This window comes from Ensifer sp. BR816, from assembly GCF_000378985.1.
In the GTDB taxonomy this organism is placed as follows: domain Bacteria; phylum Pseudomonadota; class Alphaproteobacteria; order Rhizobiales; family Rhizobiaceae; genus Sinorhizobium.
The window spans coordinates 2,087,066-2,108,530 of sequence record NZ_KB905370.1; the positions used below are offsets into that span (position 1 = coordinate 2,087,066).

26 protein-coding genes are annotated in these 21,465 nt (G+C 63.0%); 24 read left to right on the forward strand and 2 right to left on the reverse strand.

What is annotated here, in order from left to right:
• Positions 1-4: 4 nt before the first annotated feature.
• The gene (gene cysQ, locus RHIBR816_RS0110010; protein ID WP_026186830.1) at positions 5-781 is read right to left on the reverse strand and encodes a 3'(2'),5'-bisphosphate nucleotidase CysQ; all 777 of its coding nucleotides are present in this window, start codon (positions 779-781) and stop codon (positions 5-7) included.
• Positions 782-1,166: 385 nt separating this feature from the next.
• Between cysQ and RHIBR816_RS0110015 the strand changes: the two genes are divergently transcribed.
• From RHIBR816_RS0110015 to RHIBR816_RS0110065, 11 genes are all read left to right on the forward strand, one after another.
• Positions 1,167-2,069, forward strand: coding sequence for a branched-chain amino acid ABC transporter permease (locus tag RHIBR816_RS0110015; protein ID WP_018236397.1), 903 nt, complete (start codon positions 1,167-1,169; stop codon positions 2,067-2,069).
• 4 nt (positions 2,070-2,073) lie between these two features.
• Complete coding sequence (gene livM / locus RHIBR816_RS0110020) at positions 2,074-3,459, forward strand: high-affinity branched-chain amino acid ABC transporter permease LivM (RefSeq protein WP_034815175.1); 1,386 nt, start codon at positions 2,074-2,076, stop codon at positions 3,457-3,459.
• Positions 3,459-4,346, forward strand: coding sequence for an ABC transporter ATP-binding protein (locus tag RHIBR816_RS0110025; RefSeq protein ID WP_018236399.1), 888 nt, complete (start codon positions 3,459-3,461; stop codon positions 4,344-4,346). Before livM ends, RHIBR816_RS0110025 begins: the two co-directional genes overlap by 1 nt.
• Positions 4,343-5,068 (forward strand): ABC transporter ATP-binding protein, encoded by a 726-nt coding sequence (locus tag RHIBR816_RS0110030; RefSeq protein WP_018236400.1) that lies wholly within the window; start codon positions 4,343-4,345, stop codon positions 5,066-5,068. Before RHIBR816_RS0110025 ends, RHIBR816_RS0110030 begins: the two co-directional genes overlap by 4 nt.
• Positions 5,069-5,089: 21 nt before the next feature.
• Positions 5,090-5,434 carry a DUF6867 family protein gene (locus RHIBR816_RS0110035; protein ID WP_018236401.1) on the forward strand — a complete coding sequence of 115 codons (345 nt, stop codon included), beginning with the start codon at positions 5,090-5,092 and terminating at the stop codon, positions 5,432-5,434.
• Between the two features lie 116 nt (positions 5,435-5,550).
• Positions 5,551-6,669 (forward strand): branched-chain amino acid ABC transporter substrate-binding protein, encoded by a 1,119-nt coding sequence (locus tag RHIBR816_RS0110040; protein ID WP_018236402.1) that lies wholly within the window; start codon positions 5,551-5,553, stop codon positions 6,667-6,669.
• A 254-nt stretch (positions 6,670-6,923) separates the two neighbouring features.
• Positions 6,924-7,934: a biotin synthase BioB gene (bioB, locus tag RHIBR816_RS0110045; RefSeq protein WP_018236403.1), complete on the forward strand. Its 1,011-nt coding sequence runs from the start codon at positions 6,924-6,926 to the stop codon at positions 7,932-7,934.
• Complete coding sequence (locus RHIBR816_RS0110050; RefSeq protein ID WP_018236404.1) at positions 7,931-9,073, forward strand: 8-amino-7-oxononanoate synthase; 1,143 nt, start codon at positions 7,931-7,933, stop codon at positions 9,071-9,073. The genes bioB and RHIBR816_RS0110050 overlap by 4 nt, the downstream gene beginning before the upstream one ends.
• The gene (bioD, locus tag RHIBR816_RS0110055) at positions 9,073-9,711 is read left to right on the forward strand and encodes a dethiobiotin synthase (protein WP_026186832.1); all 639 of its coding nucleotides are present in this window, start codon (positions 9,073-9,075) and stop codon (positions 9,709-9,711) included. Before RHIBR816_RS0110050 ends, bioD begins: the two co-directional genes overlap by 1 nt.
• A complete protein-coding gene (locus RHIBR816_RS0110060; protein ID WP_018236406.1) occupies positions 9,708-10,976 on the forward strand; it encodes an adenosylmethionine--8-amino-7-oxononanoate transaminase in 1,269 nt (422 codons plus the stop codon). The genes bioD and RHIBR816_RS0110060 overlap by 4 nt, the downstream gene beginning before the upstream one ends.
• A complete protein-coding gene (locus tag RHIBR816_RS0110065) occupies positions 10,973-11,962 on the forward strand; it encodes a beta-ketoacyl-ACP synthase III (protein ID WP_018236407.1) in 990 nt (329 codons plus the stop codon). The genes RHIBR816_RS0110060 and RHIBR816_RS0110065 overlap by 4 nt, the downstream gene beginning before the upstream one ends.
• 122 nt (positions 11,963-12,084) lie before the next feature.
• On the opposite strand, the gene RHIBR816_RS0110070 is transcribed toward RHIBR816_RS0110065, so the two are convergent.
• Complete coding sequence (locus tag RHIBR816_RS0110070; RefSeq protein ID WP_018236408.1) at positions 12,085-12,537, reverse strand: MarR family winged helix-turn-helix transcriptional regulator; 453 nt, start codon at positions 12,535-12,537, stop codon at positions 12,085-12,087.
• A gap of 167 nt (positions 12,538-12,704) precedes the next feature.
• Between RHIBR816_RS0110070 and RHIBR816_RS0110075 the strand changes: the two genes are divergently transcribed.
• From RHIBR816_RS0110075 to RHIBR816_RS0110135, 13 genes are all read left to right on the forward strand, one after another.
• The gene (locus RHIBR816_RS0110075) at positions 12,705-13,694 is read left to right on the forward strand and encodes an alpha/beta fold hydrolase (RefSeq protein ID WP_026186833.1); all 990 of its coding nucleotides are present in this window, start codon (positions 12,705-12,707) and stop codon (positions 13,692-13,694) included.
• A gap of 222 nt (positions 13,695-13,916) precedes the next feature.
• The gene (locus tag RHIBR816_RS0110080) at positions 13,917-14,750 is read left to right on the forward strand and encodes an urease accessory protein UreD (RefSeq protein WP_034816156.1); all 834 of its coding nucleotides are present in this window, start codon (positions 13,917-13,919) and stop codon (positions 14,748-14,750) included.
• 27 nt (positions 14,751-14,777) lie between these two features.
• Positions 14,778-15,080, forward strand: a complete 303-nt coding sequence (locus RHIBR816_RS0110085) for an urease subunit gamma (RefSeq protein ID WP_018236411.1) — start codon at positions 14,778-14,780, stop codon at positions 15,078-15,080.
• A gap of 9 nt (positions 15,081-15,089) precedes the next feature.
• Positions 15,090-15,344, forward strand: a complete 255-nt coding sequence (locus RHIBR816_RS0110090; RefSeq protein ID WP_018236412.1) for a DUF1272 domain-containing protein — start codon at positions 15,090-15,092, stop codon at positions 15,342-15,344.
• A gap of 12 nt (positions 15,345-15,356) precedes the next feature.
• On the forward strand, positions 15,357-15,662 hold the full coding sequence (locus RHIBR816_RS0110095) for an urease subunit beta (protein WP_018236413.1): 306 nt from the start codon (positions 15,357-15,359) through the stop codon (positions 15,660-15,662).
• A complete protein-coding gene (locus RHIBR816_RS0110100; RefSeq protein ID WP_018236414.1) occupies positions 15,659-16,081 on the forward strand; it encodes a lysozyme inhibitor LprI family protein in 423 nt (140 codons plus the stop codon). The genes RHIBR816_RS0110095 and RHIBR816_RS0110100 overlap by 4 nt, the downstream gene beginning before the upstream one ends.
• A 3-nt stretch (positions 16,082-16,084) precedes the next feature.
• A complete protein-coding gene (locus RHIBR816_RS0110105) occupies positions 16,085-16,735 on the forward strand; it encodes a hypothetical protein (protein ID WP_018236415.1) in 651 nt (216 codons plus the stop codon).
• A 4-nt stretch (positions 16,736-16,739) separates the two neighbouring features.
• Positions 16,740-18,452 (forward strand): urease subunit alpha, encoded by a 1,713-nt coding sequence (gene ureC, locus RHIBR816_RS0110110; protein WP_018236416.1) that lies wholly within the window; start codon positions 16,740-16,742, stop codon positions 18,450-18,452.
• A 29-nt stretch (positions 18,453-18,481) separates the two neighbouring features.
• Complete coding sequence (locus tag RHIBR816_RS0110115) at positions 18,482-19,150, forward strand: TIGR02117 family protein (RefSeq protein WP_018236417.1); 669 nt, start codon at positions 18,482-18,484, stop codon at positions 19,148-19,150.
• Positions 19,151-19,328: 178 nt separating this feature from the next.
• Positions 19,329-19,868 carry a peroxiredoxin gene (locus RHIBR816_RS0110120; RefSeq protein WP_026186834.1) on the forward strand — a complete coding sequence of 180 codons (540 nt, stop codon included), beginning with the start codon at positions 19,329-19,331 and terminating at the stop codon, positions 19,866-19,868.
• A gap of 127 nt (positions 19,869-19,995) precedes the next feature.
• Entirely contained in the window at positions 19,996-20,292 is a 297-nt protein-coding gene (locus RHIBR816_RS0110125) for a putative quinol monooxygenase (protein ID WP_018236419.1), read from the forward strand.
• 1 nt (position 20,293) lies between these two features.
• Entirely contained in the window at positions 20,294-20,770 is a 477-nt protein-coding gene (ureE, locus tag RHIBR816_RS0110130) for an urease accessory protein UreE (RefSeq protein ID WP_018236420.1), read from the forward strand.
• Complete coding sequence (locus RHIBR816_RS0110135; protein WP_026186835.1) at positions 20,763-21,434, forward strand: urease accessory protein UreF; 672 nt, start codon at positions 20,763-20,765, stop codon at positions 21,432-21,434. The genes ureE and RHIBR816_RS0110135 overlap by 8 nt, the downstream gene beginning before the upstream one ends.
• Positions 21,435-21,465: the final 31 nt, after the last annotated feature.

Here is a 21,465-nt window from a genome sequence, read left to right on the forward strand (position 1 = left end):
CGGCTCACCTCTTGCCGCGCGAGATGAACCAGGGATTGGCAAAGTCGCTGTCGTCCGGTTGTTCGCGCTTTCCGTAGGCAAGCGGCATTCCCCCGGCCGTCCGCGTTTCTCCACCTGCGGCCCGCAGGATGGCGTCACCGGCCGCGGTATCCCACTCCATCGTGCGGCTGAAACGCGGGTAGAGGTCGGCATATCCCTCGGCGAGCAGGCAGAACTTCAGCGATGAGCCGACGGCCTCGTGGTCGGTGATCCCGTGTTCGGCGATATAGGCGAGCGTTTCGGCGCTGTTGTGCCAACGGCTCGTCAGGGCGAGTGGCCGGTCACCGCATTTGCGGCAGCCGATGGGCTGCCAGGCTCCAGCGAGGCGATCGTCCTCCACCGTTGCCTTTCGAGCGATCCCGTTGCTTGCCCCATAGATGACGCCAAGCGCCGGCGCATAGACGACGCCGGCGACCGGAGTACCCGCTACGATCAATCCGATATTGACGGTGAAATGGCTGTTGCGCTCGACGAATTCCTTGGTCCCATCAAGTGGATCGACGAGAAAGAACGACTGACCGGTGATATCGGGCACGTGTCCGGCGGCGACCGCTTCCTCGGCAATGATCGGGATATCGGGAAAGGCTGAGGCTAGATCGGCAAGGATAATGCGCTCGGCGCGATGGTCCGCGTCGGTCACCGGCGAGGTGTCCGCCTTGTAACTGACGGCCGGGCCGGCACCGTAGACATTCATGATCGCCCGCCCGGCTGCGATCGCCGATCTCTCCAATATTTCCAGCATCGTCCCGTTCTCTGAGGGCCATCGCGGCGTCGATTCGTGCCACACGGCCGACGATTCTTGATCTCGATCATATCAGGCGAAATCAACTGTAAAATACTGTCCGGGGCGGTCATATTTTTTCGTCATAGGTTCATGACGCAGACACGGCCGTTTTCTCAATTCCGAGCCGAAATCTGATCATTTTCGAAGCGAAGGCTGCAATTTTTTTGATTTTTCTGGCAGGAAAAACGTCAAATCGATTTTATCGCGGAAGAATCTGCAGGCCTCGCAATTTTTGACTTTCATTTTCAATTGAAAGAGGTATGAAATCCTCTGAGAGCACGCTCATGAAGGAAAACTAATAAAAAGAGATCGGACCAACAGGATCCGGTCCAGGGGAAGATTGATGGAGTATTTCATCCAGCAGCTCGTCAACGGGCTGACGCTTGGGTCTATTTATGGTATGATCGCGATCGGTTATACCATGGTCTACGGCATCATCGGCATGATCAACTTCGCCCACGGCGATATCTTCATGCTGGGCGGCTTCGCCGCTTTGATTGTCTTCTTGCTTCTCACGACATTCATGGCAGGCGTACCAGTTGTACTGGCGCTTTTGCTTATGATGATCGTCGGCATGCTGACGGCGGCATTCTGGAACTGGACCATCGAGCGGGTGGCATACCGTCCGCTGCGCGGGTCCTTCCGTCTGGCGCCGCTGATTACCGCGATCGGCATGTCGATCGTCCTGTCGAACTTCATCCAGGTGACGCAGGGACCGCGCAACAAGCCGATCCCGCCGCTCGTGTCCTCGGTCTATGACCTGTTCGGGATTACCGTCTCGCTTAAGCAGATCATCATCGTCGTCATTACCGCAATCCTGCTGTCGGTCTTCTGGTACATCGTCAACCGGACGCCGCTCGGCCGCGCACAGCGCGCCACCGAGCAGGACAGCAAGATGGCGGCGCTGCTCGGCGTCGATGTCGACCGCACCATCTCGGTGACCTTCATCATGGGTGCGGCGCTCGCTGCCGTCGCTGGCACGATGTACCTCATGTATTACGGCGTGGTCGTTTTTACCGACGGCTTTGCTCCGGGGGTCAAGGCGTTCACCGCCGCCGTTCTCGGGGGCATCGGCTCGCTGCCGGGCGCCGTTCTCGGCGGACTGCTGATCGGTCTCATCGAGTCGTTGTGGTCGGCCTATTTCACCATCGACTACAAGGATGTCGCGACCTTCTCCATTCTCGCGATCGTCCTGATCTTCAAGCCGTCTGGTATTCTGGGACGACCGGAAGTCGAGAAGGTATAATTCCATGGCAAATGTTGCTTCTACTACTGCAAGCGCCGGCACTGAGTTGACGGCGCGGGCCCTGCGCGAGGCTGTCTTCTCGGGGCTCATCACGCTCGGACTGTTCGTGCTCTTCGTCGGGCTCAAGACCGACCAGAACATCCGCAACGAGCTGATCCTCACCCAGCGCTGGGGCCTGCTGGCGATCTTCGTGGTCGTCGCCATGGTCGGACGCTTCCTGATGGTCGCCTATGTCCAGCCTTGGCTCGCCCAGCGGAAGGCTGCCAAGGCGGCCGCGCCGGAAGTGGTGAAGGAGGAAGGCTTCTTCGGCCGCCACTTCTCCAAGATCGCGATTGCCGCTCTGGTGCTCTATCCGCCGATCATCCTCGCGCTGTTCGGCGTCCAGGGGTCGCTGAAGTGGGTGGACAATTTCGGCGTGCAGATTCTGATCTATGTGATGCTCGCCTGGGGCCTCAACATCGTCGTCGGCCTCGCCGGCCTGCTCGACCTTGGATATGTGGCCTTCTACGCGGTGGGCGCCTATTCCTATGCGCTGCTGTCCAGCTATTTCGGCCTGTCCTTCTGGGTGTTGTTGCCGGTGGCCGGGCTTCTCGCGGCCTGCTGGGGGGTGGTCCTCGGATTTCCGGTGCTGCGCCTGCGCGGTGACTATCTCGCGATCGTGACGCTCGCCTTCGGCGAAATCATCCGCCTCGTGCTGATCAACTGGACCGAGGTGACGAAGGGCACGTTCGGCGTGTCCGGCATCGCCAAGGCGACCCTCTTCGGTATCAAGTTCGATGCCTCAAAGGATGGTTTTGCAGCACTGATGGGGCTGCCGATCTCCTCGGCCTACTACAAGATCTTCCTGTTCTATCTGATCCTGGGCCTTTGCCTGATTACGGCCTTCGTGACGATCCGGCTGCGCCGCATGCCGGTCGGCCGGGCCTGGGAAGCGCTGCGCGAGGATGAGATCGCCTGCCGTTCGCTTGGCATCAACACGACGACCACGAAGCTCACGGCGTTCGCGACGGGCGCCATGTTTGGCGGCTTTGCCGGCTCCTTCTTCGCGGTGCGACAGGGTTTCGTGTCGCCCGAATCCTTCGTCTTCCTCGAGTCGGCAGTCATCCTGGCTATCGTCGTGCTCGGCGGCATGGGTTCGCTGACGGGTATCGCAATTGCAGCGATCGTGATGATCGGCGGCACCGAAATCCTGCGTGAACTGACCTTCCTCAAGGTGATCTTCGGCGAGAGCTTCACGCCTGAACTCTATCGCATGCTGATCTTCGGCCTGGCCATGGTCATCGTGATGGTCCTGAAGCCGCGCGGCTTCGTCGGATCGCGCGAACCGACTGCCTTCCTGCGCGAACGCAAGGCGGTCTCCGGTAGCTTCACTAAGGAAGGGCACGGCTGATGGCCCTCGAGACAAGCACTATGACGAAAGACCCCATTCTCAAGGTCGAGCACCTGTCGATGCGCTTCGGCGGTCTGATGGCCATCAACGACTTCTCCTTCGAGGCCGGGCGCGGCGACATCACCGCGCTGATCGGGCCGAACGGAGCCGGCAAGACGACGGTGTTCAACTGCATCACCGGCTTCTACAAGCCGACGATGGGCATGATCACCCTGAAGCAGCGGTCCGGTAAGGAGTACCTGCTGGAGCGCCTGGCCGACTTCGAAATCACCAAGCACGCCAAGGTGGCGCGCACTTTCCAGAACATCCGGATGTTCTCGGGGCTCACGGTCCTGGAAAATCTGCTGGTGGCGCAGCACAACAAGCTGATGCAGGCGTCCGGCTATACGGTCCTGGGACTGCTCGGCTTACCGGCCTACCGCCAGGCCTCCAAGGAGGCGATCGAGCTCGCCAAGCACTGGCTCGAAATGGCGTCGCTGGTCGACCGGGCCGACGATCCGGCAGGCGATTTGCCCTATGGCGCACAGCGGCGGCTCGAGATCGCCCGCGCCATGTGCACCGGTCCGGAGTTGCTTTGCCTGGACGAGCCCGCCGCCGGCCTCAACCCGCGCGAGTCGCTTGCCCTCAACCAGCTGCTGCAGACCATTCGTCGCGACACGGGCGCTTCGATCCTGCTGATCGAGCACGACATGTCGGTGGTGATGGAAATCTCCGACCACGTGGTCGTGCTCGAATACGGACAGAAGATTTCCGACGGCAATCCGGATTACGTGAAGAACGATCCGAAGGTCATCGCGGCCTATCTGGGCGTCGAAGACGAAGAGGTTGAAGAGGTGATCGAACAGATCGAGGAAATCGAAAGCGAGCAGGGAGGCACCCAGCCATGACTGCTCCGCTGCTGAATGTGAGAGCCGTCGAGACCTATTACGGCAATATCCGGGCCCTGAACGGCGTCGATGTCGAAGTCCATCGTGGGGAAATCGTTTCCTTGATCGGCGCAAACGGCGCCGGCAAGTCGACGCTGATGATGACGATCTTCGGCAGGCCGCAGGCGCGCACCGGGACGATCTCCTTCGAAGGGCAGGACATTACGCGCCTGCCGACTCACGAGATCGCGCGGCTCCGGATCGCCCAGTCTCCTGAGGGACGCCGCATCTTCCCGCGCATGACGGTGCTCGAAAACCTCCAGATGGGCGCCAGCCTCGACGAACTGAAGCACTTCAAGGAGGACGTGGAAAAGGTCTTCACGCTCTTCCCGCGCCTCAAGGAGCGGCAGGCTCAACGTGGCGGGACGCTGTCCGGCGGTGAACAGCAGATGCTGTCGATCGGCCGGGCGCTGATGGCCCGACCAAAGCTGCTGCTGCTCGACGAGCCTTCGCTCGGGCTCGCGCCGCTGATCGTCAAGGGCATTTTCGAGGCGATCAAGAAGCTCAACAAGGAAGAGGGCCTGACGGTCTTCCTCGTCGAGCAGAACGCCTTCGGGGCGCTGAAGCTCTCCGACCGCGCCTACGTGCTCGTCAACGGACGGGTGACGATGAGCGGAACGGGCAAGGACCTGCTCGCCAATCCGGAGGTCCGTGCGGCCTATCTCGAAGGCGGCCGTCATTGATGCACGCTGGAGTTAAGTGACATGCAGGGAATTCTCTACGAAGAAGCTTCCATCTGGCAGTTTCTGTTCATCACCTGCGTCCTCGGCGGCTGGACCGCCTGGCGCACGGGCAAAAGCGTTGCCGAAAGCTGGGGACAGGTGCCGCGGCTGCTCGTCTACGTGGCGCTGCTGGGACTTGCCATCCGCTTCGTGCACCACGCACTTTTCGGCGGCACCATGTTCAGCCTGCAGTACTATGTCGTAGACACGCTCGTCCTTTTGTTGTTTGCTACCGCTGGTTACCGGTACTACCGGACCAAGCAGATGTCGAACAACTACTACTGGCTCTACGAGAAGACCTCACCTTTCTCCTGGAAGGCCAAATAAGGGAACAGCGCGTGCCGGTCGGGTGCGGCCGGTGCGAAGGAACACCGGCGCAATTATGGTGGGCATTGCGCTGGCTTTATGAAACGAGACCCGCTCGAATATTTGGGAGTAACAAAATGAAAAAGTCTCTTCTGTCGGCCGTGGCGCTGACAGCAATGGTCGCCTTCAGCGGCACCGCATGGGCTGATATTCTGGTCGGTGTTGCCGGTCCTCTGACCGGCCCGAACGCCGCATTCGGCGCCCAGCTTCAGAAAGGTGCGGAGCAGGCGGCTGCGGACATCAACGCGGCAGGCGGCATCAACGGGGAACAGATCAAGCTCGTCCTCGGCGACGACGTTTCGGACCCGAAGCAGGGCATTTCGGTCGCCAACAAGTTCGTTGCCGACGGTGTGAAATTCGTGGTCGGCCACTTCAACTCCGGTGTGACGATCCCGGCATCGGAAGTCTATGCCGAGAACGGCATCCTGGTCATCACGCCGTCTGCGACCAACCCGCAGCTCACCGAGCGCGGCATGTGGAACACCTTCCGCACCTGCGGCCGTGACGACCAGCAGGGCGCAGTTGCCGGCGCTTATCTCGCCGCCAACTTCAAGGACGCGAAGATCGCCGTCATCCACGACAAGACGCCTTACGGCCAGGGCCTTGCCGATGAAACCAAGAAGTCGATGAACGAAGCGGGTCTCACCGAGGCTCTCTACGAAGGCATCAACATCGGCGACAAGGACTTCTCGGCGCTGATCGCCAAGATGAAGGAAGCCGGTGTCGGGGTCGTCTACTACGGCGGTCTGCACACGGAAGCCGGACTCATCATGCGTCAGATGAAGGACCAGGGCCTGAAGGCAACCTTCATGTCGGGCGACGGCATCGTTTCGAACGAACTCGCTTCGATCGCCGGTGACGCGGTCGACGGCACGCTGATGACCTTCGCGCCGGATCCGCGCAAGAACCCGGCTTCCAAGGAACTCGTCGAGAAGTTCCGCGCCGCCGGCTTCGAACCGGAAGCTTACACGCTGTATTCCTATGCTGCGCTGCAGGTGGTCGCTGACGCCGCCAAGGCTGCCGGCGGCAACGACGCGCAGGCCGTTGCCGAAGCGATCAAGGCCAAGGGTCCGTTCAAGACCGCGATCGGCGAGCTCGGCTATGACGAAAAGGGCGACATCACCCGTCCGGACTACGTCATGTACACCTGGAAGAAGGGTGAAGACGGCAAGTACAGCTACTTCCAGAACGAATAGTTTCGTTCCGGCGCTTTGACAGCGTCAGCGGGCCCGGCGTGCAAGCGCCGGGCCTTAATTTTTGTGCACATGGCCAGAACCGCTGTCGGCGGGGATGGCAAGCATGGCGGGCTCCAAGGTCTAGCCTGCGGGGATATCGGTGTGAAGAATCCCGATAGGCGGTTGCTTCCCCCTCGAACATCAAATTATAGATAATATCTGATTCTATCTATATCGATGATCGTGAACAGAGGGGACAGGCACGAATGCGGGATATGAGCATAGAGTATGGAGCGAACCCGGCCCGCTCCGGTGCCGGCGAAACATGTTGGAGTCTCGTCGAGGCGAAAAAAATCTATAATTTGCCTTTCAACGATCTCCTGTTCCGCGCCCAGACTGTCCATCGCACGCATTTCGATCCGAACGCCGTGCAGATGAGCCGGCTGCTGTCGATCAAGACCGGTGGCTGCGCGGAGGACTGCGGCTATTGCAGCCAGTCGGCGCATTACCCGACCGGCCTCAAGGCGTCGAAGCTGATGGAGGTCGAGCGGGTCATCGCGGAGGCGCGCAAGGCCAAGGACGGCGGCGCGACGCGCTACTGCATGGGCGCCGCCTGGCGCAGCCCGAAGGAGCGCGACATGGAGGCGATCGTCGCCATGGTTCGCGGTGTGAAAGCCCTCGGAATGGAAACCTGCATGACGCTCGGTATGCTGTCGCCCGCCCAGTCGGAGCGGCTCGCCCATGCCGGGCTCGATTACTACAATCACAATGTCGATACCTCGGAGCGCTACTACCGCGAGATCATTACGACCCGCACTTTTGCCGATCGGCTGGAGACACTCGACAATGTCCGCGGGGCGGGCATCAAGGTCTGTGCCGGCGGGATATTGGGCATGGGCGAAACGGTCGATGACCGCATCTCGATGTTGGTGACGCTCGCCAATCTTCCGGCCGCACCGGAAAGCGTGCCGATCAACATGCTGATCCCGATTCCCGGCTCGAAGCTCGCCGATGCGCCGCCGGTCGATCCGATCGACTTCGTCCGCACGATCGCGCTCGCCCGGATCCTGATGCCGCAATCTCATCTCCGCCTTTCGGCGGGTCGCACGGACATGTCCGACGAGATGCAGGCGCTCTGTTTCTTCGCCGGGGCGAACTCGATCTTCGTCGGCGAGACATTGCTGACCGCCGACAATCCCGGCGAAGACCACGACGCGGCACTGTTTCGCCGCCTCGGGCTGGAGCCGATGGCATTTCAGCCGGCGGAGACGGAGCCGGCCGAATGATCGCCGCCGGCATCCGCCGCTATCAAAAAACGCTGACAGGGCTCGAACGCAAGGGGCGGCGACGGGCGCTTGTCGCCCAGGGTGGCGTCGATTTTACCTCCAACGACTATCTGGCACTCGCCCACTCGCCGCGCCTGAAGTCGGCGATCCTGTCGGCACTCGACCGCGGCGTCCCGGTCGGCGCCGGCGGGTCGCGGCTGCTGCGCGGCAATCATCCGGAGCACGAGGCGCTGGAGGCGGAGGCGGCCGACTTCTTCGGCGCCGATCGAGTGCTATTCGTCGGCAGCGGCTATGCGGCCAATGTTGCGCTGTTTTCGGCCCTGCCGCAGCGCGGCGACCTCATCGTCCACGACGCATTGATCCATGCGAGCGCTCATGAGGGCATCGCCGCGAGCAAGGCACGGGCGGTCGCGGCAACGCACAATGACGTCGACGCCTTTGCCGACGCCATCAATGCGTGGCGCCGCGCCGGTGGGACGGGACATCCGTGGATTGCGGTCGAAAGCCTCTATTCGATGGACGGCGACCGGGCGCCTCTGATGGAGCTTGCCGCGCTCGCAGACCGTCACGACGGCTTTCTGGTCATCGACGAGGCTCATGCCACAGGTGTCTTCGGCCCCGGCGGGCACGGGCTTTCGGCGGCGCTCAAGGGCCGGGAGAATGTCGTGGTGCTGCATACATGCGGCAAGGCGCTCGGCGTCTCCGGCGCATTGCTCGGCGCCGACCGGATCCTTTGCGACTATCTCGTCAACCGTGCCCGCGGCTTCATCTATTCCACCGCGCCGTCGCCGCTCACGGCGGCCGCCGTTCGCGAGGCGTTGAGGATCGCCGCGGACGAACCACAGCGCCGGACGGACTTCGATGACCTCAGGGCTTTCGCCAATGAAGCGCTCGCTGCAGCGCTTGGCGTCGGAGGCAGCGGATCGCAAATCCTGCCGGTGACGATCGGCGACAATGCGCGTGCCGTGAGGATTGCCGAGCGCCTGCGCATCGAGGGCTTTGACATCCGGGCGATCCGGCCGCCGACGGTCCCCGAGGGGACGGCGCGGCTGAGGATCGCGATCACCCTGAATGTCGACCGACCGGCGATCGCGCGGATGCTGGACCGGTTGAAGCTCGCGATGGCGGAGGAACGATGATGACGACTCGGATCGTGGTTACGGGCACGGACACGGGCATCGGCAAAACGGTCTTCGCCGCCGCGCTCACCGATGCCCTTGCCGGCTGCTACTGGAAGCCGGTGCAATCCGGGCTTGACGGCGAAACGGACAGCGAGACCGTCGAACGGCTCGGCCGGTTAGAGCCCTGCCGCATCCTGCCGGAGGCCTACAGGCTCGCCACCCCGGCATCGCCGCATCTCGCCGCCAGGCTCGACGGCGTCACGATCCTGCCGGACACGCTTTCGCCGCCTCGGACCGAGGCGCCGCTCGTCATCGAAGGGGCAGGCGGGCTCCTGGTGCCGCTGACGGAGCGGACGGTCTTTGCCGACGTTTTCCAGGGCTGGCGGATTCCCGTCGTCCTTTGCGCGCGCACCGGATTGGGCACCATCAATCACACGCTGCTCTCGCTCGAAGCGCTGCGCGTCCGGTCGATCCCGGTCCTTGGCGTTGCCTTCATCGGCGACGAGCAAGCGGACACGCAAAGGACGATCGCGGAACTGGGAGGCGTCCGGATGCTCGGGCGATTGCCACGGCTCGATCCGTTGACGCCGGATGGCCTGCGGCAGACCTTCCGCGAGTGTTTCGAACTGGACCAGTTCCGCGAGGTGTCAGCATGACAGGCTCTCCCGTCTGGCATCCCTTCACCCAGCACGCGCTGGAACCGGCGATGAAACGCATCGTCCGAACCGAGGGCGCCTACCTGATCGACGAGGATGGCGCGCCCGTTCTCGATGCGATCTCCTCCTGGTGGGTGATTACCCACGGCCATCGGCATCCCGCGATCATGGAGGCGATCCGGTGCGCCGCGGAAACCTATGACCAGGTGATCTTTGCCGAATACACCCATGCACCGGCGGAAGAATTGGCCAGGGGCCTGATCGAGATCGCGCCCACCGGCCTGAAGCACGTCTTCTATTCCGACAGCGGTTCGACCGCCGTGGAGGTGGCGCTGAAAATGGCGCTTGGCTACTTCCACAACATCGGTTCGCCACGTCGCCGCATCTGCGTCATGGAACACGGCTACCACGGCGACACGATCGGCACGATGTCGGCCGGTGAGCGCGGCGTCTTCAATGCGGCCTACGAGCCGCTTCTCTTCGCCGTCGATCGGGTGCCGTTCCCGGAGGCCGGTCGCGAACAGGAGACGCTCGACGCGTTCGAGGCCTTCTGCGCCTCCGGTCAGGTGGCGGCGCTGCTCGTCGAGCCCCTTGTACTTGGCGCCGGTGGGATGAAGATCTATCCGGCCTTCGTCCTTGCCGAATTGAAGCGCATTGCCGAACGGCATGGCAGCCTGCTGATTGCCGATGAGGTGATGACGGGCTGGGGCCGCACCGGCAGCCTGTTCGCCTGCGAACAGGCGGGCATCGCGCCCGATGTCCTGTGCACGTCGAAGGGCTTGACCGGCGGCGCGCTGCCGTTGGCGGCGACGCTTTGCACGGCCGAGATATTCGACGCGCACCTCTCGGCGGACCGGCGCCGGACGTTCTTCCATTCCAGCTCCTATACCGCCAACCCGATCGCCTGCGCGGCGGCTGTCGCCAATCTCGCGGTCTGGAAAAGGGAGCCGGTCAGCGGGCGCATCGAAGCGCTTGCCGCAAACCAGCGGCGACGCCTGCAACGGTTCTCGGCGGATTCGCGCATCAGCAATGTTCGCCAGGCCGGCACGATCGCGGCGCTCGACCTTTCCGTGCCGGCGGGCGGCTATCTTTCGGATGTCGGACCCCGGCTCAGGGCCTTCTTTCGCGAGCGCAAGCTGTTGATCCGCCCCCTCGGCAACGTCATCTACCTGATGCCGCCCTATTGCGTCACCGAGGCCGATCTCGATCGCGCCTATGACGCGATCGACGAGGCGGCATCGGCCTTTGCGGCGGGTCGGCTATGAGCATCGTCCGGTCATCCCGTCTTGCCGGCTTCGGCCATTCCGTGCCGGCGCGCCGCGTCGACAACGCGGAAATCGAGGCGCAGCTTGGCCTTGAGTCGGGTTGGATCGAGCGCCGCACCGGCATCCGGGCGCGGCGCTGGGTTGGGGACGGCGATACGCTGAGCGGCCTGGCGGCCAAAGCCGGCGAGGCGGCGCTTCAGGATGCGGGGGTCTCGCGGAACGACATCGCCTTGACGCTGCTTGCGACCTCGACGCCCGACCACCTCTTGCCGCCCTCGGCGCCGTTGCTCGCCCATCGCCTCGGGCTTGGCAATTCCGGTGCGATCGACCTGGCCGGCGCTTGCTCGGGCTTCCTCTATGCGCTGACGCTCGCAGACGGGTTCGTCCGCGCGCAGGGCAAGCCGGTCCTCGTCGTTGCCGCCAACATCCTGAGCCGTCGCATCAACCCGAAGGAAAGGGCAAGCGCGGTGCTCTTTGCCGACGCGGCGGGCGCCGTCGTCGTCGCGCCCTCAGGCGATCCGGAGAAGGGCGTGCTCGGTGTCGACCTTGCGTCGGACGGAAGCGGCTACGATCTGATCACGATCCCCGCCGGCGGCAGCAACCGGCCCTTCGCGTCCGGCATGCCGGCCGAGGACGTGCTGATGACGATGCGCGACGGGCGGGAGGTGTTTGTCCGCGCCGTCGAAATGATGTCGGCGTGCGCAACACGTGCGCTCGCCGGTGCAGGCATCGGCCCGGCGGAAGTGAGCCGCTTCGTGCCGCACCAGGCGAATGTCCGGATATTCGATGCGGTTTGCGACAATCTCGGCATCGACCCCTCGAGGACCGTGCGCACCATCAAGGACCACGGCAACTCGTCGGCAGCGACGATCCCGCTTTCGCTTTCGCTGGCGCACAAAGCGAGACCCTTCGTCCGCGGGGAAAAGCTGCTGTTGACGGCGGCCGGTGCGGGGTTGGCCGGAGGGGCGGTTGTCCTCGGTATTTAGATCATTTCACAGTTTCGTTGAAACAGTGAAATGATCTAACTCTCTGAAACGACGCAATTCCGGACGGAAAACCGTTACACACTTTTCCTGGAATTGCTCTAGGCGAGGGATCCGCTCGGCTGCTACCGCAACAGCAAGGTGCGGAGTGCTGCGACTTCCTGCTTGAGCCGGCCGATCTCGGCGGGCTCCATTCCTGTCGCTTCGATGATGCCACGAGGAACGGCGCTGGCCTTTTCCTTGAGCGTGAGGCCCGTCTCGGTCAAGCACACGCGCACCTGGCGCTCATCGGCGCGGTCGCGAACCCGCGAAATATATCCCATCGCCTCGAGACGCTTCAGCATGGGCGTGAGCGTACTCGATTCCAGGAAGAGCCTTTCGCCGAGACTGCCAACGGTTTGATCGTCCTTTTCCCATAGAACGACCATTACGAGATATTGCGGATAGGTGAGGTCCAACTCGTCGAGCAGCGGCTTGTAGACGCGCGTGAATGCGTGATTCGCGGAGTAGATCGCAAAGCACAGGAAATTATCGAGTTTCATCAACTCTTCGGGGGAGGAGGTGTCTGTCTTTGCCATGGCCAGTTCCAGGTTCTGCAGACGATAATAAATCGCTCGCGATATAATCGCAAGGTATTGACACCGCGAATTGCGTTCGGTAAACATCGTGCACGATTTAATTGACAGCAATGAAAATTGTTTGTTGATTTATATCGTGCTCGATTTAATAGCAAAGGGACAATTCGATGACGAAGGTTCAGGACAGTACAGCCACCGTTTCCAGGAGGGAGATGCTGACGGGAGCACTCGGCGCTGCCAGCGCGGCTGCCGTGCTCTCTGTCTCGCAGCCGGTCGCCGCAGCGGATAAAGTAAAGCCATCAACCACGGAAGGAGTAAGGACCATGGGAAGCAGGATCACCACTCGCGACGGCGTTGAAATCTATTACAAGGACTGGGGTCCGAAGGACGGCCCGGTTGTCATCCTCAGCCACGGCTGGCCGCTGTCGTCCGACAGCTGGGAATCCCAGGCCTTCCATCTGGCCAATAACGGCTTCCGCGTCGTGACCCATGATCGCCGCGGCCACGGCCGCTCCAGCCAGCCCTGGGAAGGCAACGATATGGACCACTATGCCGACGACCTTGCCGATTTGATCAAGCAACTGGATCTGAAGGATATCTTCCTGGCCGGCTTCTCCACCGGCGGCGGCGAGATCACCCGCTATATCGGTCGTCACGGCACCAGCCGCGTCGCCAAGGCTGGCTTGATCTCCGCGGTGCCGCCGCTGATGGTCAAGACCGAGGAGAACCCCGGCGGCCTGCCCAAGGATGTGTTCGACGGCCTGCAGGCAGCAAGCGTCGCCGACCGCTCGCAGCTCTATAAGGACATCGCTTCAGGCCCCTTTTTCGGTTTCAACCGGCCGGGCGCGAAGCCTTCGCAGGGGATGATCGACAGCTTCTGGCTGCAGGGTATGACGGGGGGCCACAAGAATACCTATGATTCGATCGTCGCCTTCTCGCAGACCGACTTCACCGAGGATCTGAAGAAGTTCGACGTGCCGACCCTCATCATCCACGGCGACGACGACCAGATCGTGCCGATCGACGCTGCCGCGCGGGCCTCGAAGAAACTCATCCCGCATGCGGAACTGAAGGTCTATCCGGGCGCCCCGCACGGCATCACGGATACTCACAAAGAGCAGTTGAACAAGGACTTGCTGGAGTTCGCCCAGGCCTAGGATGGCGCGTGCCAAAATCGTCGTGGGGAGGGCGCCGCAAACCGGCGCCTTCCTTTTGGTTATCCCGCAGCCTGTGCGTTCAAGTTGGCCGGTCCGCAGAGTTCCTTGGGCGGGGCGGATTGTGCTTGCGAAACAGTGACTTGACTTTAATCGTGCCATTTTGGACGATACCGCATCACGTGCACGTCGCAGGGGCGTGCCGGCAGGGATTATTTGAACACCTTGAATGACGCGGCAATCATCGCTCCGCAAAGGGCGTGGGGAAAAGGGCGGCTTGTTGCCAAGTCCGAACGCGGACGCACGCGCATCGCCGAGCTCTATCAGGAAGGCTGCGCCAAGATCCGCTTGCCGAAGACCTTCGATGCCTCCATGGAAGCGGTGCTCATCAACTCCTCGGGCGGCGTCACCGGCGGCGACCGGCTCGAATGGGGTTTCGAAGCCGGCGAGGGGACCGATCTGACGCTGACGACGCAGGCCTGCGAGAAGATCTACAAGGCGAGCGCGGGCACGGCCGATATCGCTACGCGCATATCGGTCGCGGCCGGAAGCCGCGTCGACTGGCTGCCGCAGGAAACGATCCTCTTCGACCGCGCCTCGCTGTCGCGCTCGCTCGAGGTCGACTTGGCGCCCGATGCGCGGTTCCTTGCGGTGGAGGCGGTGCTCCTCGGCCGCAAGGCGATGGGCGAGACGGTGCAGGCTGGTCTGTTTCGCGATCGCTGGCGGGTGAGGAGCGGCGGCAGGCTGGTGCATGCGGAGAACCTGGCGCTTGCCGATGACGTTGCAAGGCTTGCGGCCAGGCCGGCAACACTTGGCGGCGCAACCGCCTTCGCCACCCTCCTCTATGCCGCGCCGGATTGCGAGGCGATGCTCTCGAAACTGCGCGGATTGCTCGCACCGGTCGTGCGGGCGGGTGTCAGCCACTACAGGGTCGGCGACCGTGACAAGCTCGTCGCTCGTGTCGTCGCTGCCGATGGTTTCGAGCTTAGAAAAATCCTCGTGCCGCTCATTTCGCACTTGCGTAAGGACGCATCTGTGCCGAAAGTCTGGACTCTCTGATCCCGCAATCAATCTGGATAGCGACGCATGAATCTCACCCCGCGCGAAAAAGACAAGCTGTTGATTTCCATGGCGGCGATGGTCGCGCGGCGGCGGCTGGAGCGCGGCGTCAAGCTCAACCATCCGGAGGCGATCGCGCTCATCACCGATTTCGTCGTCGAAGGGGCGCGCGACGGCCGCTCCGTTGCCGAACTGATGGAGGCCGGCGCGCATGTGCTGACCCGTGCTCAGGTGATGGAAGGCATCCCGGAAATGATCCACGACATCCAGATCGAGGCGACCTTTCCGGACGGCACGAAGCTCGTCACCGTTCATGAACCGATCCGATAGGAGACCACGATGCTGAGCCTGCGCCCGAACTGCGAGTGCTGCGACCGCGACCTGCCGCCCGAGGGCCGGGAGGCGATGATCTGTACGTTCGAATGCACTTTCTGCAGCGATTGCGTGGAGACGAAACTGCGCGGGATCTGCCCGAACTGCAGCGGCGAACTGGTTCGCCGCCCGGTGCGCCCGGCGGCAATGCTGAAGAAATATCCGGCCTCCACGGAGCGCGTGCTGAAGCCGGAAGGCTGTGCGCCGGATAAGGCCGCTTAAGGGGACACGAGCATGATTCCAGGCGAGATCATCGCAGCCGCGGGCGACATCGAACTCAACGCCGGCCTCGATACCGTGACCATCGAGGTTTCCAACTCCGGTGACCGGCCCGTGCAGGTCGGCAGCCACTATCATTTCGCGGAAACGAACCCCGGACTGATCTTCGATCGTGACGCAGCGCGCGGCAAGCGGCTCGATATTCCGGCCGGCACGGCCGTGCGCTTCGAACCCGGCCAGACCCGGCAGGTCACGCTGATCCCGCTTTCCGGCAAGCGTGAGGTTTTCGGCTTCCGCCAGCAGGTGATGGGCAAGCTATGAGGGCAGCCGCTCCTGCCATCGGCCTCTTGCTGATATTCGCGATTTCTGCGTCCGCCCAGGACCAGCCTGAGGTGGACTGCCAAAAGGCAGAGACGCAGATGGATCTGAACATCTGCGCCGATCAGGAGTACCAGGCGGCTGATACGGAACTCAACAAAGTCTACCGCAAGGCCGTCGACGCGATGCAGAAGACTGACAAGGAGCTCGGTGATCTCGACGCCGCCTATGTCGGCGCCGTCGACGCCTTGAAGAAGGCGCAGCGATCCTGGATCGGCTATCGCGACGGCCAGTGCGAGCTCGCGGGGTTCGAGGCGCGGGGTGGCTCGATGGAGCCGATGCTGGTTTCGGGGTGCCTCGCGGACCTAACCCGAAAGCGCACCGCCGAACTGAAGGAACTTCTCGAGGCTCAAGGGAACTGAGCGTTGCAAAGCCGGCGCGTCATCATGGTCGTGGGCAATGGCGAGGTGCCGGAAGGCGCTGCCGCAACGATCGATGCCGCCGACCTGGTGATCCGTTTCAACGACTGCCGCTCGGTCGGACCGGGCGGGACGAAGACCGACATCGTCGCTGTCTGCAACACCGGCCGCCCGGCGCTTGCGATGCTTGGCGGCGGCCGCTGGAAGACGCGCGACCCGGTACGGCAGGCGCGAGAATTCTGGAGCGTGCGTTCCGGCGCGAAGTTCGCCGCGATGCGGGCGATGCTTGCCGAGACCCATCCGGATCTCGACGATTTCTGCGACGACTACACCACCGGCTTCGAAAGTTTCGCGCGGGCGACCGGACGGCAGCATCGGATCGTGCCGGCCGAGACGCATGAGCGGCTCGAGCGCGATCTCGCCCGCTTCGCGCCGGCGCCTTACGTTGCCCCGTCGAGCGGCCTGGTGGTGATCGCCGACGTCCTGTCCAGCGTCGCCTCCGCCGGCGACGAGATCGTGCTCGCCGGTTTCGGTCACAGCGGCTGGGAGTGGCATCCCTTCGCGGCCGAGCGGCGCTATGTCGATGCGCTTGCGGCGCAAGGGCGACTTCGCCGCCTCAACCCATTGCCTTCGCCAGACTTTTCCCAAGGAGCCTGAACCCATGTCCTACAAAATGTCGCGCGCGGCCTATGCCAACATGTTCGGTCCGACCGTCGGCGACAAGGTGCGGCTAGCCGATACCGAGCTCTTCATAGAGGTCGAGAAGGACTTCACCACCTACGGCGAAGAGGTGAAGTTCGGCGGCGGCAAGGTCATCCGCGACGGCATGGGCCAGAGCCAGGTGACGCGCGAGGGCGGCGCCGTCGATACGGTGATCACCAATGCGCTGATCGTCGACCACTGGGGCATCGTCAAGGCGGATGTCGGCTTGAAGGACGGCCGGATCGCGGCAATTGGAAAAGCCGGCAATCCCGACACGCAGCCCGGCGTGAACATCATCGTGGGCCCGGGCACCGAGGCGATCGCCGGCGAGGGCAAGATCGTGACGGCCGGCGGTATGGACAGCCACATCCACTTCATCTGCCCGCAGCAGATCGAAGAGGCGCTGATGAGCGGGCTCACCTGCATGCTCGGCGGCGGCACAGGACCAGCGCACGGCACGCTCGCCACCACCTGCACACCGGGACCGTGGCACCTTGCCCGAATGATCGAGGCGGCCGATGCCTTTCCGATGAACCTCGCCTTCGCCGGCAAGGGCAACGCTTCGCTCCCCGGCGCGCTCGTCGAGATGGTGCTCGGCGGCGCCACCTCGCTGAAGCTGCACGAGGACTGGGGCACGACGCCGGCGGCGATCGACTGCTGCCTGTCGGTCGCCGACGAATACGACGTGCAGGTGATGATCCACACCGACACGCTGAACGAAAGCGGCTTCGTCGAGGATACGATTGCGGCGATCAAGGGCCGGACCATTCACGCCTTCCATACGGAAGGGGCAGGCGGCGGCCACGCGCCGGATATCATCAAGATCTGCGGCCAGCCGAACGTCATCCCATCCTCGACCAACCCGACGCGGCCCTATACGCTCAACACGCTGGCCGAGCATCTCGACATGCTGATGGTCTGCCACCACCTGTCGCCTTCGATCCCGGAAGACATCGCCTTTGCCGAAAGCCGCATCCGCAAGGAGACGATCGCGGCGGAGGATATCCTCCACGACATCGGCGCCTTTTCGATCATCTCCTCCGACAGCCAGGCCATGGGCCGCGTCGGCGAGGTGGCGATCCGCACCTGGCAGACGGCAGACAAGATGAAGCGCCAGCGCGGCCGGCTGAAGGAAGAGACCGGAGACAACGACAATTTCCGCGTCAAGCGCTACGTCGCCAAATACACGATCAACCCGGCGATCGCCCATGGCCTCAGCCATGAGATCGGCTCGCTGGAAGTCGGCAAGCGCGCCGATCTCGTCATCTGGAACCCGGCCTTTTTCGGCGTGAAGCCGGACATGGTGCTGCTCGGCGGCACGATCGCCGCCGCCCCGATGGGCGATCCGAACGCCTCGATTCCGACCCCGCAGCCGGTCCATTACCGGCCGATGTTCGGCGCCTATGGCCGCAGCCGGACCAATTCTTCGGTCACCTTCGTCTCGCAGGCCTCGCTTGATGCGGGGCTCGCCGGGAGGCTCGGCGTCGCCAAGCAACTCGTCGCCGTCCAGAATACCCGTGGCGGCATCGGCAAGGCGTCGATGATCCACAACAGCCTGACGCCGCATGTCGAGGTCGATCCGGAAACCTATGAGGTGCGCGCCGACGGCGTGCTGCTGACCTGCGAGCCGGCGACCGTGCTGCCGATGGCGCAGCGGTATTTCCTGTTCTAGTCGGCCCCGGTTGCTCTGGAGCGATCCGAATGAAATGGGTCCGGTGGCTGCTCGGCGCTGTCCTCGTCTTCCTGCTCGCCACCGCGTGCGGAACCTTGATTCCGCGGCCGATTATGCCCGCCTATGCGTCGGCGGAGACGCCCGGGCTGCGTCGAATCCTGCTGCTGTCCGGTCCTATTCATACGGATATCGCCATTCCGTTGGATGACGAAATGCGGGCAAGATTCGCATTTGTCGAAGGTGCAGGCGTGCCTCTTCGTCATCCGGCTGCCGAATGGCTGATCTTTGGCTGGGGAGGTCGCGCGTTCTATCTGGAGACGCCGACCTGGAGCGAGTTGAAGCCATTGCCGGTATTGAAGGCTCTCAGCGTCGATCGGTCCGTGATGCATGTCGATGTCGCCGGACATATCCTCGAGCCGCAGGATTCGGTCGCAAGCTTCGATATTCCTGTCGAGGACTACCGGCGATTGCTCGATTTCATCGACGACAGTTTCCGGCGGGAGGCGGGTGCAGTCATGCCCGTGGCCGACTTCTCCTATGGACCGAACGACCGCTTCTTTGAGGCGCACGGCTATTTCAACGCCTTGTTCGGATGCAACACGTGGACGGCGAATGCCCTGCGAAAAGCCGGACTGCGGACAGGGCTTTGGAATCCGCTTCCGATGTCCCTGGAATTTTCTCTCGGGCTCTACAACTGATCCACGGCGACGGCCCTGCAGCCGTGCAGTGCGCGCATGGCTGCCATGCGGCGCGGCCGGAATGGACGCTTTCGTGCTGCGCTGCAGCGGAATCTTCGGTAGAAGGGGCCTTCCCTTTCGCCGGTTGTCGTTTCCTCCCACGACTTGACGCCGGCTGCCCCACCTAAAGGAGATGATGATGCTCGGCAGAAAAGTTCCCGTTGTGACCTTCCGTACCCGCGTCCGCGACGAATCCGTCGGCGGTCCCAATCCGTTCCGCTGGCAGGATGTTTCCTCGAACGACTATTTTGCCGGCAAGCGCGTCGTGTTGTTCTCGCTGCCGGGCGCTTTCACCCCGACCTGCTCGACCTATCAGCTGCCGGATTTTGAAAAGCTGACGTCCGAGTTCCGCGCGCTCGGGATCGATGAGATCTATTGCATCTCGGTCAACGACGCCTTCGTCATGAATGCCTGGGGCAAGTCGCAGGGCCTCGAAAACGTCAAGCTCATTCCGGACGGTTCGGGCGAGTTCACCCGCAAGATGGGGATGCTGGTCGCCAAGGACAATCTCGGCTTCGGCATGCGCTCCTGGCGCTACGCCGCCGTCGTTAACAACGGCACGGTCGAGCAGTGGTTCGAGGAGGAAGGCTACTCCGACAACTGCGACAGCGATCCCTACGGCGTTTCCTCGCCGCAGAACATTCTCGACACGCTGAAGTCGCAGAAGATCGCTGCCTGATCCGGCATTCTGATCTTGAAGGCCCCGGCTGCCGCAAGCAGGCTTGAAACTCTTCGGATTTTCGCCTTCTTGCTGGCGCCGGGGCTTTTTCTTGTTAAAGTGAAGCCCGTCGGAGATATGGAATTCAATGGTTTACGTCATCGCACATCTGAGGGCGCATGCAGGCAAGGGCGACGAGGTCGCAGCGCTCGCCGCGCCGCTGATCGAGGCCACCCGCCAGGAGGACGGCTGCATCAGCTATGATCTCTATCGCAAGATCACCGAGCCGGACGTGCTGGTCTTCGTGGAGACCTGGAAGAGCCGGGCGGCCGTCGATGCGCATTTTATCGAGCCGCATCTGAAGGCCTTCCAGGCGGCGATGGCTGATCTCCTGGCGGAAGTCCGCATCGAGGTTGTCCACCCGGAAAAGGTCGAGGTCATCTGACGTGCCCTATCGTTCGACCGACGTTCTTTCGCCCGGTCCTGCCGACAAGAGGCCGCTTCACCGGGTGACGCTCACCCACGACCAGCGGCATCTGCGCCGCAAGCTCCTCCATCTCGAAAACGACGATGTCGTGATGCTCGACCTCAAGGAGCCGGTGATGCTCGCTGACGGCGACCTGCTGGTGCTGGAGGGCGGCGGCTACATCGAAGTGAAGGCAGCTGAGGAGCCGCTCTACGAGATACGCCCGCGCGACAGGGTGCATCTGGTCGGACTTGCCTGGCATCTCGGCAATAGGCACCTGCCGGCGGCGATCGAAGAGGGGCGGATCTTGATTGCCCGCGATCCCGTGATCCGCGCCATGCTCGAAGGCCTGGGCGCGACGGTGAGCGACGTGGTCGAGCCGTTTCAACCCCTGCGCGGTGCCTATCACGGTACCGGCGGCGACCATGGACACGGCCACCACCACCACCATGACTGAGGGGGCCGCCACGCAGGCTTTGCTGCGTCTCGTCACCTGGCTTTCGCCCGCCTTTCCGGTCGGTGCCTTTTCCTATTCCGGCGGTTTGGAACAGGCGGTTCACGACGGCCTCGTGGCGAATGCCGACGATCTGCGGCTTTGGCTCGAAACGCTCGTGAACCACGGCCCGGGCTGGAACGACGCGCTGCTTCTGGCCGAAAGCTATCGCGGCCACGATGATCCGGCACGACTGCAGGCGGTCGCCGAGCTTGCCGAGGCGCTCGCCGGCTCACGCGAACGGCATATGGAAACCATGCTCCTCGGCGAGGCGTTTCTTGCCGCCGCCGGCCACTGGCCGCACCCGGTGCTGGAGACGTTCGGATCGACGGCCGCCTATCCGGTGGCGGTCGGTGCCGTCGCCGGTGCGCATCGGACCGGACTTGAGCCGACGATCGCGGCCTTTCTCAACGCAACGATGTCGAGTGCCGTATCGGTCGCCATCCGTTGCGGCGTCATCGGCCAGCGCGATGGTGTCGGTGTAGTTGCCGGTCTGGAGGCGGGGATTGCGGCCGTCGCCTCCCGTGCCGCACGCGGATCGCTCGACGAGCTCGGCTCGGCGGCGATCGTCGCCGATATCGCGTCGCTGAAACATGAGACACTGCATTCGCGCCTGTTCCGCTCATAGCGGGGCCTGCGGACGCTGTGCGTCTGACGAG

What these genes read in the sequence shown, in the direction of transcription:
- livM (WP_034815175.1), top strand. Translation starts at nt 2,074, where the DNA reads ATGGCAAATGTTGCTTCTACTACTGCAAGCGCCGGCACTGAGTTGACG.
- RHIBR816_RS0110115 (WP_018236417.1), top strand. Translation starts at nt 18,482, where the DNA reads ATGAAATGGGTCCGGTGGCTGCTCGGCGCTGTCCTCGTCTTCCTGCTC.
- RHIBR816_RS0110125 (WP_018236419.1), top strand. Translation starts at nt 19,996, where the DNA reads ATGGTTTACGTCATCGCACATCTGAGGGCGCATGCAGGCAAGGGCGAC.
- RHIBR816_RS0110095 (WP_018236413.1), top strand. Translation starts at nt 15,357, where the DNA reads ATGATTCCAGGCGAGATCATCGCAGCCGCGGGCGACATCGAACTCAAC.
- bioB (WP_018236403.1), top strand. Translation starts at nt 6,924, where the DNA reads ATGAGCATAGAGTATGGAGCGAACCCGGCCCGCTCCGGTGCCGGCGAA.
- RHIBR816_RS0110070 (WP_018236408.1), bottom strand. Translation starts at nt 12,537, where the DNA reads ATGGCAAAGACAGACACCTCCTCCCCCGAAGAGTTGATGAAACTCGAT.
- RHIBR816_RS0110050 (WP_018236404.1), top strand. Translation starts at nt 7,931, where the DNA reads ATGATCGCCGCCGGCATCCGCCGCTATCAAAAAACGCTGACAGGGCTC.
- RHIBR816_RS0110040 (WP_018236402.1), top strand. Translation starts at nt 5,551, where the DNA reads ATGAAAAAGTCTCTTCTGTCGGCCGTGGCGCTGACAGCAATGGTCGCC.
- RHIBR816_RS0110035 (WP_018236401.1), top strand. Translation starts at nt 5,090, where the DNA reads ATGCAGGGAATTCTCTACGAAGAAGCTTCCATCTGGCAGTTTCTGTTC.
- RHIBR816_RS0110075 (WP_026186833.1), top strand. Translation starts at nt 12,705, where the DNA reads ATGACGAAGGTTCAGGACAGTACAGCCACCGTTTCCAGGAGGGAGATG.
- RHIBR816_RS0110120 (WP_026186834.1), top strand. Translation starts at nt 19,329, where the DNA reads ATGCTCGGCAGAAAAGTTCCCGTTGTGACCTTCCGTACCCGCGTCCGC.
- RHIBR816_RS0110060 (WP_018236406.1), top strand. Translation starts at nt 9,708, where the DNA reads ATGACAGGCTCTCCCGTCTGGCATCCCTTCACCCAGCACGCGCTGGAA.
- RHIBR816_RS0110025 (WP_018236399.1), top strand. Translation starts at nt 3,459, where the DNA reads ATGGCCCTCGAGACAAGCACTATGACGAAAGACCCCATTCTCAAGGTC.
- cysQ (WP_026186830.1), bottom strand. Translation starts at nt 781, where the DNA reads ATGCTGGAAATATTGGAGAGATCGGCGATCGCAGCCGGGCGGGCGATC.
- bioD (WP_026186832.1), top strand. Translation starts at nt 9,073, where the DNA reads ATGACGACTCGGATCGTGGTTACGGGCACGGACACGGGCATCGGCAAA.
- RHIBR816_RS0110135 (WP_026186835.1), top strand. Translation starts at nt 20,763, where the DNA reads ATGACTGAGGGGGCCGCCACGCAGGCTTTGCTGCGTCTCGTCACCTGG.
- RHIBR816_RS0110090 (WP_018236412.1), top strand. Translation starts at nt 15,090, where the DNA reads ATGCTGAGCCTGCGCCCGAACTGCGAGTGCTGCGACCGCGACCTGCCG.
- RHIBR816_RS0110100 (WP_018236414.1), top strand. Translation starts at nt 15,659, where the DNA reads ATGAGGGCAGCCGCTCCTGCCATCGGCCTCTTGCTGATATTCGCGATT.
- RHIBR816_RS0110065 (WP_018236407.1), top strand. Translation starts at nt 10,973, where the DNA reads ATGAGCATCGTCCGGTCATCCCGTCTTGCCGGCTTCGGCCATTCCGTG.
- ureC (WP_018236416.1), top strand. Translation starts at nt 16,740, where the DNA reads ATGTCCTACAAAATGTCGCGCGCGGCCTATGCCAACATGTTCGGTCCG.
- RHIBR816_RS0110085 (WP_018236411.1), top strand. Translation starts at nt 14,778, where the DNA reads ATGAATCTCACCCCGCGCGAAAAAGACAAGCTGTTGATTTCCATGGCG.
- RHIBR816_RS0110015 (WP_018236397.1), top strand. Translation starts at nt 1,167, where the DNA reads ATGGAGTATTTCATCCAGCAGCTCGTCAACGGGCTGACGCTTGGGTCT.
- RHIBR816_RS0110030 (WP_018236400.1), top strand. Translation starts at nt 4,343, where the DNA reads ATGACTGCTCCGCTGCTGAATGTGAGAGCCGTCGAGACCTATTACGGC.